The sequence below is a fragment of the Mucilaginibacter sp. genome (genome assembly GCF_965200995.1).
Taxonomy (GTDB): Bacteria; Bacteroidota; Bacteroidia; order Sphingobacteriales; family Sphingobacteriaceae; genus Mucilaginibacter.
In genome coordinates, this window is the sequence record NZ_OZ241743.1 from 765623 (window position 1) to 780212 (window position 14590).

The 14590-nt window shown below is 44.4% G+C and carries 10 protein-coding genes; 5 read left to right on the plus strand and 5 right to left on the minus strand.

Annotation, left to right across the window (positions count from 1 at the left end; translation table 11 throughout):
* Positions 1–30: 30 nt before the first annotated feature.
* From ACY652_RS03775 to ACY652_RS03795, 5 genes are all read left to right on the plus strand, one after another.
* Positions 31–1497 carry a hypothetical protein gene (locus ACY652_RS03775; protein ID WP_462266641.1) on the plus strand — a complete coding sequence of 489 codons (1467 nt, stop codon included), beginning with the start codon at positions 31–33 and terminating at the stop codon, positions 1495–1497.
* A 206-nt stretch (positions 1498–1703) separates the two neighbouring features.
* Complete coding sequence (locus tag ACY652_RS03780; RefSeq protein ID WP_462266642.1) at positions 1704–2072, plus strand: response regulator; 369 nt, start codon at positions 1704–1706, stop codon at positions 2070–2072.
* A gap of 11 nt (positions 2073–2083) precedes the next feature.
* Positions 2084–2584 (plus strand): DUF892 family protein, encoded by a 501-nt coding sequence (locus ACY652_RS03785; RefSeq protein ID WP_462266643.1) that lies wholly within the window; start codon positions 2084–2086, stop codon positions 2582–2584.
* A gap of 133 nt (positions 2585–2717) precedes the next feature.
* The gene (locus ACY652_RS03790) at positions 2718–5900 is read left to right on the plus strand and encodes an ATP-dependent helicase (protein ID WP_462266644.1); all 3183 of its coding nucleotides are present in this window, start codon (positions 2718–2720) and stop codon (positions 5898–5900) included.
* 324 nt (positions 5901–6224) lie between these two features.
* Entirely contained in the window at positions 6225–8711 is a 2487-nt protein-coding gene (locus ACY652_RS03795) for a TonB-dependent receptor plug domain-containing protein (protein WP_462266645.1), read from the plus strand.
* A gap of 72 nt (positions 8712–8783) precedes the next feature.
* On the opposite strand, the gene ACY652_RS03800 is transcribed toward ACY652_RS03795, so the two are convergent.
* The 5 genes from ACY652_RS03800 to ACY652_RS03820 form a co-directional block, all read right to left on the minus strand.
* A complete protein-coding gene (locus ACY652_RS03800) occupies positions 8784–9569 on the minus strand; it encodes a mechanosensitive ion channel family protein (protein ID WP_462266646.1) in 786 nt (261 codons plus the stop codon).
* Positions 9570–9928: 359 nt separating this feature from the next.
* Positions 9929–11569, minus strand: coding sequence for a chaperonin GroEL (groL, locus tag ACY652_RS03805; RefSeq protein ID WP_462266647.1), 1641 nt, complete (start codon positions 11567–11569; stop codon positions 9929–9931).
* Positions 11570–11697: 128 nt separating this feature from the next.
* Entirely contained in the window at positions 11698–11973 is a 276-nt protein-coding gene (locus tag ACY652_RS03810) for a co-chaperone GroES (RefSeq protein WP_462266648.1), read from the minus strand.
* A gap of 216 nt (positions 11974–12189) precedes the next feature.
* Positions 12190–12561 (minus strand): preprotein translocase subunit SecG, encoded by a 372-nt coding sequence (gene secG, locus ACY652_RS03815; protein ID WP_462266650.1) that lies wholly within the window; start codon positions 12559–12561, stop codon positions 12190–12192.
* 10 nt (positions 12562–12571) lie between these two features.
* A complete protein-coding gene (locus ACY652_RS03820; protein ID WP_462266651.1) occupies positions 12572–14581 on the minus strand; it encodes a hypothetical protein in 2010 nt (669 codons plus the stop codon).
* Positions 14582–14590 lie beyond the last annotated feature (9 nt).

The following is a 14590-nucleotide window of genomic DNA, read 5'->3' on the forward strand; positions in this document are numbered from 1 at the left end:
CACAGTCTAATTCATTTCAATAAACGTTTTATGAAACTTAAACTTACCACTCTTGGTTTAATGGCTTCGGCCATGTTAATAGCGGGTTGCGCTAAAGACAAATTTACAGAGCAGGATGCTATACAGGCACAAAAAGATCTGCTCAACCTGCAATATCAGCACGAAGTTGATATGGAAACCTTAAGGCAAAAAGGGGCAACCGCTTTGCAGCAACTGGTGAATACCGCTGCCCTTGCACAATTGAGGATGAGCGACAGCTTAAGCCGCGCCGGCGCTGTAGCTGCCAAAAAGCAAGATTATAGTGTAACCGTGGTAGACGTTGTTTCTAATGCTCCTATAAGCGATGCTGATGTTATGATATCATCTGAAGGCAAAATGGTAACCGCTAAAACCAATGCACAAGGTATAGCCACTTTTTCGTCATTGTATTTATTTCCTACCAGTGTGTTTATGGTTACTAAAACAGGGTATGCCGCTACACAGATATTACAGCAGAATATCACCCAAAATACCGCCAGATTATGGAACACATCAGATTTGAGCAACGAAATATCAGGAACTCTGTTTATTGAAACTGATTTAACCAACAATATACCTGAAAATGTTGGAGAGAAAGTACTGGTTACGGCTACAGCCTCTATAAACAGCAGTAGTACATCAGGAACTTATACCGTTTCTTTCCCAACTTATACTACTGCCACAGGCACTTACGCTATTAAAGTACCTGCGGCTCCTAATGGTTACACGCTGACTTTTGATCAAATTACGGCCGACCAAAAGTTGTATGTAAATGCTATTGAAGGCGATGCTGCTACAAATTTTCCGGGAGCTACACCTCGCTCAACCACTTTACAAACTACTTTCAATGTTAATAAGTTCAATGCCACTGTTCCGAATGTAAACAACTCGTTTTACTTTAAATTTGATGCAGATAGGAATGGCAAAGTTTTAACTATACCGGCCAACTCCTATTATAATAATTCAAATCAGTTTTTGGCATCGGCAGTTAACGGCAAGTACCAGTTAGAAAGAGTATCTATCGGCAGTTACTTTTATAACAGCAGTGGTAATTATGTTGATTATAGTAGCTATACTTATCCGGCCAACTCTAAAGTTAACGTGCAGATGGTTGATGTAACCGGCACAATAATTCAAACTGCTCCGTTGCTGGAAGCAACAACCGGTTCAAGTGGCCAGCTTACATCTGTATATACTACAGACAACACCAATACATTTTTTAATAATTATTATTCTTATGTATCTTTCAAAAGAGATAATGCAGGAAATATTGTTTCTAATGCCAAAGGGGTTATTTTGAAAACAAGCAGCCTATATGACTCTAGTTATAGTCTTTACAATTTGACGTTTACCAATAATTTGAACACCTCTACAGGTACTTACATAAACAATTCTTATTTGCTACCTAACAAAGGCGACAAAAAAATAGTGAACTTTTACTACGGTGCAGGAGAAAGCCGTGTGAAGCAAGTTTATTAATCACCTTATAAAACTTAAAGCAGCAAAGCCGTTTCAAACCAATGAAACGGCTTTGCTGCTTTAATACTAATGCGGTTTCCTGTTTCACTATATGCTGCGGTAATATTTTCAACCGGTCAACAGCAAACCTAATTTTCCGGCAATCAACTTAATATTTTAAAATAGCCGCATTTAATTACCTACGTTTACTACGAAAATGTACAGGAATGAAACAGCGGTTATTGATGATTAATGATGACCCTGAAATTTCACAACTACCAAACCTTACCTTTCAGGATGAAAGGCATAAAGGAATACAGTTTAACACCAGTAAGGCAACTGGTTATAGTTGCGAACCTAAACCTGCCCTGTTCATACAGAATATTAATATTGCCAATTCTTATAAAAGCGGCATGGCCATCTGCACCGCTTTAAAGCCAGCGGTTAACATACAGGCGCTGCCCGTTATTCTGTTTTTTGCACAAGCCGCTATTAAAGCGAACAGTTCATTTTGCAGTGCAGGCGCTTATGCACAAAGGCCCTTTAATGCAGATGAACTTTTATTACCGGTAAGAACAATGTTGTTCTCAGATTAAAAAGATGCTGTATGCCCAATACCCTAAATTTAGGAGCCAACCGGCTTGCGGAATATTTTATTGAACATTTGAACCGGATTTATTGCGCCAAGCTGCACATGGTGGAAAGGATACCTAAGATTGCTGAAAATGCAGACTTTTCTGATCTCCGGCATGCGCTCACCGAAACTTATGAAGATGTGGAATTGCAAATTTCCCGAATGAATGAAATATACAGGATCATAGATGGCTCTTACTCCAATGAAAGCCTTAAAAGTACCATAGGTGTATTCGAAGATGCTTTTGCCGCCATTAATAAACACCGGGCCGATCCGCTACTGCGCGACCTGAGTATCCTGTTTTATATGCAGAACCTGGAAAGTATTGAAGTAGCCTCATTTAAAGTATTGCAGATTGCTGCTGTACAACTGAAAAACAAGCAGGTCAGCCAGCTGCTTCAGGAAAACTATGATGAGGCCCGTGATGACCGCGCCTTGCTGCTCATGATCAATGCCAGATATCTTAAGGGATGATACTTCAAATGAACCACATAACGGGCTCCCTGTATTAAAAGCTGTTGCGCATACAACCAGGTAACAGTTGCCTTTTTTACATGCGGTTTACGCCTCCACCGCCTGCCAATGCGTATATTTACAGTAACGAATTATGACGCCCAACGCAGCAAATCAATACAACGAGAAATTTGAAAAGATACTGGCCGGCCTCAACAAAGAGCAGCTGGACGCAGTAAATAAAACCGATGGCCCCGTACTGGTGGTGGCCGGCCCGGGTACCGGTAAAACGCAGATTTTAGCCGCCCGCATTGGCAAAATCTTGCTGGAAACAGATGCCAAACCTAACGAGATTTTGTGCCTCACCTATACGGATGCCGGGGCGGTGGCTATGCGCAAGCGTTTATTTGACTTTATCGGTCCGGATGCTTATCGCATCAGCATATACACCTTCCATGCCTTTTGCAATGATGTGATACAGGAGAACCTGGAGTACTTTGGCAAGCTGAGCCTGGAGCCGCTGACGGATCTGGAATCGGCCATGCTGTTCCGCGAGCTGGTAGACGGCTTTGGCCCCGACCACCTGCTGAAGCGTTTTACCGGCGATATATATTTTGATATACCCCGCCTGCGCAGCCTGTTTTCCACCATAAAACGCGAGAACTGGAATTTGCCGCAAATTGAGCAGGCCGTACAGGAATACATGGCCGATCTGCCCCACCGCGATGAATTTATTTACAAAAAAGCCAACGCGCCCAAAGGCATCAAAAAAGGAGAAGTAAAACAGGCCGCGGTAGATGCCGCCAAAGAACTGATGGACAAGCTGCTATGCGCCGTAGGCGAGTACAGCACCTATCAGGAAGCCATGAAAACCCGCAACCGGTATGATTATGATGATATGATCATCTGGGTACTGCGGGCGTTTACCGAAACCGAGGCCCTGCTGCGCCGCTATCAGGAAAAATATCAGTATATACTGGTAGATGAGTTTCAGGACACCAGCGGCTCGCAAAACGAGTTGTTGAAATTTTTGCTGGCCTACTGGCATACACCCAATATTTTTGTGGTGGGCGACGACGACCAGTCGATTTTTCGCTTTCAGGGCGCCAACATGAAGAATATCCTGGATTTTGCCGGCGATTATGTGGAAACCCTGCAAACGGTAGTGTTAAAAAACAATTACCGCTCCAACCAGGCCATATTGGATATTTCGCGGATGCTGATCAACAATAATCAGGAGCGCCTCACCAGCCAGCTGAAACTGGACAAGAACCTGAAAGCTGCGCACCCCCGTTTTTTACAAAACCAAGCAGAGCCGGTGGTACGCGAATACTTAAATCCCGATCAGGAAATTACGGATGTAGCCCTGCAGGTTAAACACCTGATTGACCAGGGTACCCCTCCTGCCGAAATTGCCGTAATTTACCGCAACCACAACCAGGCCGGGGAACTGATTCAGTATCTCGATCATCATAAAATAGCGGTAAATACAAAAAAGAAGGTGGATATACTCACCTTGCCTTTCGGCGAAAAAATCATCAACATTATGCGCTATCTGGCTATGGAGCTGGATATGCCGTACAGCGGCGATGAACTGCTGTTTGAGATAATGCATTATGATTTCTTCGATATTCCGCCTATCGAAATTGCCAAAGCCAGCATAGCCGTTTCTAAGGAAAACTATTCGGCCATGATGAGCAATAAGCCAAAAACTTCGCTGCGCCGCTATGTGAGCGAGCTAAGCCCGTCATCGCAATTGGGGCTGTTTGGCGAGGAGGAAACCAATGTAGCCATGCGCCAGCTGGTGAGCGATATTAACTTTCTGCTCAAGGCATCGGTAAGCCTGAGTTTGCAGCAGTTTTTCCAGCAGGTAATTACCTGCATGGGCATCCTCAAGTACATTATGGAGCGCCCCAATAAGGGCTGGCACATGGAGGTACTGAACAGCCTGTTCAACTTTATTAAGGCCGAGAACCGCAAGAACACCGAGATTCACCTCAAACACATCATCCAGACCATTGAACTGATGAAGCGCAACCGTATCGGGCTGGAACTGAACCAAACGATGTATACTGAGGATGGTGTAAACTTCATCACCGCACACGGCTCGAAGGGGCTGGAGTTTGAGCATGTATTCTTAATTGGCTGTAACAAGAAAATATGGGATACCAAAGGCCGCAATAACAATTTTTCACTCCCGGATACGCTGATGAATGCTTCAACTGATGAAAAAGTTCAGCAGGAGGAGGAAGGGCGCCGGTTATTCTATGTATCCTTAACACGCGCCAAGCAGTGTCTCATGATCTCTTACCCGGCCAAAGACCGCAACGGCAAAGATCTGGAGCCTTCGCAGTTTGTAGGCGAGATACTGGCAGAAACACACCTGGAAACGCAATACCCCAAAGTAAGCGAGGAAGATATGATGGCCTTCTACCTCACCCAGTTTAATGAGGAGGATAAGCCTAAGGTGGAGCTGCTGGACAAGAACTACATTAATATGCTGCTGCAAAACTATGTGATCTCGGTAACCCACCTGAACACTTACCTGGATTGCCCGCTGAAATTTTACTTTCAGAACCTGATACGGGTACCGGCGGGCAGAAGCGCAGCTATGGCCTTTGGCTCGGCGGTGCACCATGCCTTGCAAAAGGTTTATAATAAGATGCAAAACCATCCGGAGAAAGAATTTCCGCCGGTAAACGAATTTATGCGCGAGTTCAGGTGGTACATGAGCCGCAACCGCGATGCCTTTACCAGTGATGAGTTCAGGCTGCGCTCGGAGTATGGGGAGAAAATCTTACCGGTGTTTTATAACCAGAATGTAACCCGCTGGAATAAAAACGCAAAAGTTGAGCTGCCGGTGCGCGATGTAGTTATTAACGGCGTACCGGTAAAAGGCCACTTGGATAAGGTAGAATTTGATGGTAAGCTGGTCACCATTGTAGATTACAAAACCGGCAAAATTAAATATGCTAAAGAAAAGCTGGTACGCCCCGGTAATGCCCAGCCCAATGGCGGCGATTACTGGCGGCAGGCTGTGTTTTATAAGCTGTTAATTGATAACGACCGCACTAAAGACTGGCAGGTGCAAACCTCTGTATTTGATTTTGTGGAGCCCCTGAACCCCGGCGAGTACCATAAAGAATACGTGCACATAAATCCTGAGGATGAGCAAACGGTTACTGATCAGCTAACTACAGTGTATCAAAAAATTATGAAGCATGAATTTGATACCGGCTGCGGCAAAAAGGAATGCGACTGGTGCCACTTTGTGCGCAGCAACTTCAGGCAGCCGGGTAAGATACTGGAGCGTACGGTTGATGATGGAGAGGAATAGATTGTAACTAAAAACACAGACTAAAATTTTACTGTTACAGCACTCAGCATAATATTACCGGAGTTACAACACACCCCTCTGCAGATTGAACAGCATCTCTTACCTGATGATAATTATCATCAGGTAAGAGATGCTGCACTTACTTAATAATTTTATTAGGTACTTCAATCAATAATACCCTAGTTGCAACATATTCAGTTACTTATATTTCAGGTAATATATTATTTGATTATATTTGATTAACCAATTTAACCGGCGAGTAATCCTGCCTGATGACATATCCAAGGTTTCTTGCTAAAATGCACCTTAGTAAAATGTACCGTTATGAGAGTTTTTGCTTTTATACTATGTGCTCTTTTTGCCTGTAATGTAAAAGGCTACGCGCAAAGCAGTGCATCGGGAGCTGGAAATATCACCTCCCGCCTTGAAGCTTTTTATTCATCCCATGTAATGGAAAAGGCTTACCTGCATACAGACAAACCTTATTATGCTGCGGGTGATACCCTATGGTTTAAAGCCTATGTAACTATAGGCGAAGATCATAAACCTACTCCGCTAAGCCGGGTACTGCATGCCGACCTTGTTAACCCAGATTTGAGCATACACCATAGCATCAGGCTTGAAATTGCTAATGGATTAGCATGGGGCAGCATTATTTTACCTGACACGCTACCTGCAGGCAATTATCGCATCAGGGCCTATACGCAATGGATGAAAAATGAGGGAGAAGCCGCCTTCTTTGATAAAGTAATACCTATAGGTTCGGTAAATGAGCACCATCCGGTGGCAAAAACCGCCGTTGTTAATACTCCGGTTTCTGCAAATCAACCTGCTACTCAATTTTTTCCGGAGGGAGGCATCCTGATAGCCGGCATACGCACAAAAACAGCGTTTAAAGCTGTTGCGGCCAACGGAAAAGGGATTGCCGTGAAAGGAATAATCAAGGATGATCTGAATAACGAAATCAAACGGTTCGAATCTGCTCACTTAGGCATGGGCGCGCTGGTATTTATACCGGCTGAAGGCAGAACGTACAAGGCCCTGTTAACCTATGCCGATGGCAGCAAGAACACTGTAAAGTTACCGGTGGTACAACAAAGTGGCATCACGCTTATTGTTAACAATAACCTTAAAGACAAGTTGAACATTTTGGTGGCAGCCAACCAAAGCTTTTATAAAGAAAACCAGGGGCAATCTTTTTTTATCACGATAAAATCAGGCGGTATTATTAAAACCTATAGCAGTAAGCTCGATGTACCGCAACTTGATATTAACCTGCTTAAAAATCAACTATCTTCAGGTATTGCCCAAATTACCTTGCTTTCAGCAAAGCAGGAGCCTTTAGCGGAGCGACTTGCCTTTATCCAATCGGCTGATATCATAAACATCCACCTGCAAACCAGTCAGCCCAGCTACCAGCCCCGCCAGCAAGTACAGCTCAATATAAAATCAACCAATGCAGTTTCACAACCCGATAGCGGGCATTTGTCAATCGCCGTAATTGATGAAACCCGTGTACCCTTTCAGGAAAATGATGAAACCACATTGCTGACCTATCAGTTGCTTACCTCCGAGTTAAAGGGTTACATTGAGGAACCTAACTACTACTTTATTCAAAACAGTGCGGACAGCGAAGCCAATTTAGATTTATTAATGCTGACACAGGGGTACCGGAAATTTACATGGAAAAGTATTATGAATGCCGAGGCCATGCCGGTAAAGTGGAAAGCAGAAAGAACATTATCCATACAGGGTTTAGCCACACGCTTGAACGGCAAACCGTTAATTAAAGGTACCATCAATTTGGTACCAACTGGCCAGGGGCCGTTACTAACCACGCAAACTGACAGTTCGGGCAGGTATAGCTTTTCTAATTTGATATTTTATGATACTACCCGCTTTGTATTAAACGCGATTAACGAAAAGGGTAAAAATTCAACAAAGATCATCTACCAGGCCGCCAAAAATGAACCTGTGCAAACATCTTACCTAACAGGAGCAGAAACGGCGGATTACACCATGCAAACCTATCTTAGCCATGTGCGTAATGCTGCAATTGTAGCCGGAGATTACGAAAAAATTAAAGGCCGTTTACTGCAGGAGATACAAATTAAGGCCAAAAGGCCCGAATATAACTATCGGTCTTCAAACCTGGGCGGCCCAGGCTATGCCGACCAGGTGATCCATGCAAAAGATCTGGTAAACAGCACATTGTTAGGTGATGCACTGCAGGGCATAGTAAGAGGAGTGGATTTTCACGGCGGAAATAATCCGGCAGGGGGCGCACCTTACCTCAGAGGCTTTAATACCGGGCCAATGCAAATTGTACTTGATGGCGCAATTATGCCTGCTATTGATGTAAGCGACGATGGCAGGACTACAGGATTTTCCCTGAACGCTCTTAATATTAATGATATTGAAACCATAGAAATACTTAAATTTTCCAATGCCAGTATTTATGGCATGAATGCCGGCAACGGTGTAATTGTTATTACTACCAAAACAGGTGCAGAACCCAACAGCAGGAGTTCAAGCGCCGTTGGATTATTACCTATTGCCGTTGATGGCTTCTACAAAGGACGCGAGTTTTATGCACCGCAGTATACCGTTAGCAATACGCAGTTACAAACCGGCAAAGATTTGCGTACCACTATTTTCTGGAAACCTGAAATTACAACCAATAGCAACGGTGAAGCCAGCCTAAGCTATTATAATGCTGATACGCCGGGTAATTACAAAATTATAGTGGAAGGTATGGATAACAATGGCCGCTTAGGCAGGCAGGTAATTAAGTACAAAGTAGAGCAGTAAATTTAAAGTTTACTGCGCTGCTTTGTACACGTTAAGTTTGCGGCTTAATTATTCCTTATAATCATTATCCTGTTACATTCCCGGCAGTTTAATGCCCGATTGCTTTAAATCCTGCACCATGCGTTCCTGCAGGGCCAATTTGGCGGTTAAAAAATGCTGGGGGTTCACCCATACACGGGCAGTAAAACGCATTCCGTCGGCTTCCAACAGCTTGATACCCACAAACCGCACAGGGTCGGTTAAAATATCTTCGGTGCTGTCGATAGATTGATTGATGATTTGCTTTACCTGCTCTACGTCAGCCCCGTAATTAAGTTTGATTTCCACATCCAGTCTGCGGCTGCCCTGGCGGCTTACGTTTACAATTACTTCGTTAAATAACTTACCATTGGGGATGATGACCGTCCGGTTATCAAAGGTGAGCAGCTCGGTATAAAATATCTGAATAGAAGTAACCACACCATCCTGCCCCTGTGCAATAATGTTATCGTCCAGCTCAAACGGGCGTAATAGTAAAATAAGAACGCCGCCGGCAAAGTTTTGCAAGGTTCCTGATAGCGCCAAACCGGCTGCAACACTAAAGGCGCCAATAACTGCAGTAAATATGGTTAACTCAAAGCCAATAATCTGCATAACTACAACGAACAACAGTACATTGAGCGCAGTTATAGTCAGGCTGATCAGGAAGGGCTGTAGTGAGGAATGAACCTGCTTGCGGTTCATGTGGTTTTGCAGGTACCGTTTTAGAAAATTAATCAGCCATAAGCCAATGAGTAAGATAAGTATGCCTGCAATGAAATTTGGCCCGTGATTTACGAGCCAGTCAACAGATTTATTGTATATTTTAAGAAAGTCCATAGCTTGTACTACAAACTTATACACTACACAGTTTTACGCCATGAAGCTATGAATTATTTCAGGGCCATTGTAAGCTACCCACTGAATAATCTTTGATTGTATCTGCTTTCTATTTTGGAAGATCTGCTTCATAATGTATAAGATTATTCAAACGCTGTGCCTCAGTACTGATTGTTTCCCATATTTATCAACATCTGGCCCAAATTATAGATAATTCAGTTCAAACTAATCAATCGATTAATACATCACCTTTAAATACGGCCTTTAAATAACACATAAGCACTTCTGTATAGTATACAAAACAAAAAACCCTGTCTGAAAAATCAGACAGGGTTTTGAAATATGACTTAAGCGTATGATTACATCATGCCGCCCATGCCGCCGCCGCCCATTGGAGGCATACCGGCACCACCTTTTTCCTCTTCAGGATCATCAGCCAATACACACTCTGTGGTTAACAACATAGAGGCGATTGATGCTGCATTCTCCAAAGCCACACGCGATACTTTAGTCGGGTCAATTACACCTGCACCAATCAGGTTCTCATATTTGTCGGTGCGGGCATTGTAACCAAAATCGCCAGTGCCTTCTTTTACTTTTTGTACAATGATGGAACCTTCAATACCAGCGTTTTCACAAATCTGGCGCAATGGCTCTTCAATAGCACGTTTAATGATCTGGATGCCAGTCTTTTCGTCTTCGTTAGCGCCTTCTACATTATCCAGGGCAGCAACGGAACGGATGAAAGCTACACCACCACCGGCTACGATGCCTTCTTCAACGGCAGCGCGGGTTGCATGTAAAGCATCATCAACACGGTCTTTCTTTTCCTTCATTTCTACCTCGGTAGCAGCACCTACATATAATACGGCTACGCCACCAGATAACTTGGCTAAACGCTCCTGCAGTTTTTCCTTATCATAGTCAGAAGTAGTAGTTTCAATCTGACCTTTGATTTGATTTACACGCGCTTTAATTTCTTCGCTTTGGCCTGCACCATTAATAATGGTGGTGTTATCTTTATCAATAACCACCTTTTCAGCAGTACCTAAGTAGGATAGGTCAGCATTTTCCAGCTTGTAACCTCTTTCTTCTGAAATTACAGTACCACCAGTCAGGATAGCGATATCTTCCAGCATGGCCTTGCGGCGGTCGCCAAAGCCTGGCGCTTTAACAGCAGCCACTTTCAGTGAACCTCGAATTTTGTTTACAACCAAAGTAGCCAGCGCTTCACCATCTAAATCTTCGGCAATAATTAACAGCGGCTTACCGGTTTGTACTTGTTTTTCTAAGATCGGAAGCAATTCCTTCATGGAAGAAATCTTTTTGTCGTAGATCAGGATGTAAGGGTTATCCAGATCAGCTTCCATTTTATCAGCATTGGTTACAAAGTAAGGAGAAAGGTAACCGCGGTCAAACTGCATACCTTCTACAGTACGCACTTCAGTTTCGGTACCTTTGGCTTCTTCTACGGTAATTACACCGTCTTTACCTACTTTTTGCATCGCATCAGCAATCAGCGAACCGATTACTTCGTCGTTATTGGCAGAGATAGAAGCAACCTGCTTTATCTTGTTGTTATCCTCGCCTACAGTTTGAGATTGAGCCTGCAAATTAGCTACCACAGCAGCAACCGCTTTATCAATACCGCGTTTCAAATCCATCGGGTTTGCACCGGCGGCTACGTTCTTGATACCTGCGGTAACAATAGCTTGTGCCAATACAGTAGCGGTAGTGGTACCATCGCCGGCTATATCAGCAGTTTTTGAAGCTACTTCCTTCACCATCTGGGCACCCATGTTTTCTAAAGAATCTTTCAGTTCAATTTCCTTAGCTACAGTTACACCATCCTTAGTGATAATCGGAGAACCGAATTTTTTGTCGATGATTACGTTACGGCCTTTTGGGCCTAAAGTTACTTTAACCGCGTTGGCTAAAATATCCACGCCGCGTTTTAAGGCATCGCGGGCCTCTACATTATATTTAACTACTTTTGCCATTTTCTTTTAATTCAAATATTGAATGAGTGATTGATTGCATGAGTGAATGAAGTTTAGCGGAATGATTAATGATGATTATTTGCTATGCACAATCAATCATTCCTTCATTCCATCCTCCATACATTGATTTACAGAACTGCGTAAATATCAGATTCGCGCATGATCAAATATTCAGTGCCTTCATAAGTGATTTCAGTGCCTGAATATTTACCGTATAAAACCTTATCACCAACTTTTACTGTAAGCGGCTCGTCTTTTTTTCCTTCGCCCACGGCAACTATAGTACCTTGCTGAGGTTTTTCCTTTGCTGTGTCAGGAATAAAGATACCTGAGGCAGTCTTCTCTTCGGCAGGAGCAGCCTCTACTACTACCCTGTCTCCAATAGGCTTAATGTTTACTGACATAATTATAATTTAATATTGATTTGAAAATTTAATTTCTGTTTGCACTTGCACAGCAATTGTGCCAAACCGCTTAGTGCGTAGCAATTGACAGTTTACAGCTGTTGTAATGTCATGATATAGTGATTTGCGGCTGGCAAATGCCATGATGACAGCTAATTCTTAAAATTAAAAAAGGCCCTGAATTACATTCAAAGCCTTTTTTAATAGTATAGTAAATTACTGTTTCTTTTGAGGGGTTGCAGCAGGCGCGGCCGGTTTGGCAGCGCTCGGCTGTAAATTAATCGGAGCCGTACTTACCGGTGCGTTAGGCTTTGAAGCCTTTTGTATCTGGTCGCGGTACTCAGAGCCCGCAGTACTGGCAGGGGCTGTTTTTACCGCTACATTAATACCTAAAGAAAGCACCATTAAAGCAATGGCCAGTACCCAGGTACCTTTTTCTAAAATATCACCTGTTTTTTGTACGCCCAGCAATTGCGATGAGCTGGAAAAGTTAGAAGTTAAACCGCCGCCTTTAGGATTTTGTACCAGCACAATAGCGGCCAGTAACAGGCAAACAAGAATGGCCAGAATTAATAACAGTGTATACATTGTAGTATGATTAACTTATTTTTTGTTGCAATAACGTGATTTGGCCCGCAAAGTAAGTGCTTTTTTCCGGCAATTTCAACATTAATTTTCTGTAAGTAGCTATCGCTTTTGCATATAGCATCTGGTCGGTATAAATGCGGGCAAGCGTTTCGGTAATCAGCTCATCCTGGTCTTCGGCGCTGCGCTTGGCCTTGTTTTCGCTGCCCAGCTTATCACCGCTGGGCGGCTTAATCTGCGGCTCCTCCTGTACAAAGCGCTCAATAATCTTATGCTCCTTCTGGCGCACCTCCGAGGTATCAGCCTGTACAGCATCAGCAGCGTTAATATTTTCAGAAGGTATATAAGGAGTTACATCTGCTGCCGGGCCGGGCTGGGCATAGGCACTTTGCTGCGCCTGGTGTTCATCGCCCTGCGGTGGCTGCGGTTTGGCATAAGGCTGATAGATGCCTGCGTGTTCGCGGCGGGTTTTATCCAGCCACCACATAAAGGAGTAAGGCATCTTTTCATCGTGGTATTTGGAAACATCGCTGGCGCTTTCTCCGGCAACAGGCCCCGGCGATGCTGTAATCTGCGGAATTGAAATTGCGGCCTGCGCTTTGGCAGCAGCGGCTGCCTCCGTGGGGTTACGATCCCGGAATGCCTTATCAAAAATAAAATAATCCGTAGCGGCTATGTTTTCGATGATCAGTTTTTCAGTGATATCAGCCACTTTCGGGGCAGCATCGCTTACCGGCTGCGCCTGATGGTCAACTACGGGTTCTTCTTCGGCCTGATCGGCTATGGCCGCATGATATTCATCCGCATCCTGCTGCTCTCCATTGCTTTCTGTTCCCGGATAGGTCAATTCTGCCTGGGTATAAATATCAGCTGGTGCCTGTAGATGCGCTGTTGCTTCAGTTTCATCAGTTGCTGAATCAAAAAGGAAAGTTTCGTTACCCCCGTTATCATCAGCTACCGCAGCTTCTTCAGTTTCCGGCAGGGTATGGATGGTATTGTGTGCCGCTAAAGCTTTATCTTCTGCCGTTGCAGGCTCAACAGCAATCACTTCCCCGCCTTCATGATTCCCCTGCTCACCAGGCGGCATTGCTGCTTGTGAAATTTCAAGGGCTGGCACTGCTGCCAACGTACCCTCCCCATGTATGGCATCGGGGCGTTCCCCAATCTCAGGTTTTACCTGCTCCTGTTCAGGTGATGGAAACTCATCATCGCCGGCTAAAGGTGTCGCCCCGGTAACGGCAACCAGGCTATTGATTGGGGTAAAGTTAATATCTTCTATCCCTACAATTTCATCATAGATTTCGTCTTCATCCTCGGCTACCGGCGGCACATGGGTAATTACCGGCGGCGTTACCGCTGCCGGCTCAGCGGCACCTTCTTCAATGGTTTCTCCGGGTATATATTCCCCGTTTAAAGGCAGCGCAGCGGCAGGTTCGGCCACAGGCTCTTCCTGCTCGTCTGGCGGAATAATGGTTTCAATAACCGGGCTTCCTGGTTCTGATGCAGGGATCTGAACTTCCTGCTCCTCTGTTTCATCACTGATAGCTTCTTCTGCCGGGGCTGTGGCTGATAACAACCCGGTGCGATGATCAGTTTCACCCAATAACTGGCCGGCGTTTTCATTTTCTGCAGCTTCGGTATTTTCAGTTTCAGGCAAGGCAGCAGGAACTTCTTCAGGAGCGGCTGCTTCAGTTCCGGCCTGCATATCTCCGGCTGTTTGGGGAGCGGCTTCAGTTGCTGCCTGCTGCGGTGCAGTTGCTATCAATTGCTCATCAGTTACGGTCGGCAACGTATGTACCGCATGTGCCAGCTTATACAAGGCGGCGCTTTCAAAATAAACACCGGCATGTTTTAAGGCAGCCCGGTTTACGGTTGTGGCATACAGGGCCTGCAGTAAACCGCATTGGGGATCATCCTGCACCAGTTGCTTTAAAAGATTTTTACCTGTTAAAGTTGCATTGGCGGAATTTTGCAGTAATTCCTGTAAAAGCTGGTTTTGCTGAGCGGTATAATCCTGTTCCATAATTGTGCG

What these genes read in the sequence shown, in the direction of transcription:
- ACY652_RS03775 (WP_462266641.1), top strand. Translation starts at nt 31, where the DNA reads ATGAAACTTAAACTTACCACTCTTGGTTTAATGGCTTCGGCCATGTTA.
- ACY652_RS03780 (WP_462266642.1), top strand. Translation starts at nt 1,704, where the DNA reads ATGAAACAGCGGTTATTGATGATTAATGATGACCCTGAAATTTCACAA.
- ACY652_RS03785 (WP_462266643.1), top strand. Translation starts at nt 2,084, where the DNA reads ATGCCCAATACCCTAAATTTAGGAGCCAACCGGCTTGCGGAATATTTT.
- ACY652_RS03790 (WP_462266644.1), top strand. Translation starts at nt 2,718, where the DNA reads ATGACGCCCAACGCAGCAAATCAATACAACGAGAAATTTGAAAAGATA.
- ACY652_RS03795 (WP_462266645.1), top strand. Translation starts at nt 6,225, where the DNA reads ATGAGAGTTTTTGCTTTTATACTATGTGCTCTTTTTGCCTGTAATGTA.
- ACY652_RS03800 (WP_462266646.1), bottom strand. Translation starts at nt 9,569, where the DNA reads ATGGACTTTCTTAAAATATACAATAAATCTGTTGACTGGCTCGTAAAT.
- groL (WP_462266647.1), bottom strand. Translation starts at nt 11,569, where the DNA reads ATGGCAAAAGTAGTTAAATATAATGTAGAGGCCCGCGATGCCTTAAAA.
- ACY652_RS03810 (WP_462266648.1), bottom strand. Translation starts at nt 11,973, where the DNA reads ATGTCAGTAAACATTAAGCCTATTGGAGACAGGGTAGTAGTAGAGGCT.
- secG (WP_462266650.1), bottom strand. Translation starts at nt 12,561, where the DNA reads ATGTATACACTGTTATTAATTCTGGCCATTCTTGTTTGCCTGTTACTG.
- ACY652_RS03820 (WP_462266651.1), bottom strand. Translation starts at nt 14,581, where the DNA reads ATGGAACAGGATTATACCGCTCAGCAAAACCAGCTTTTACAGGAATTA.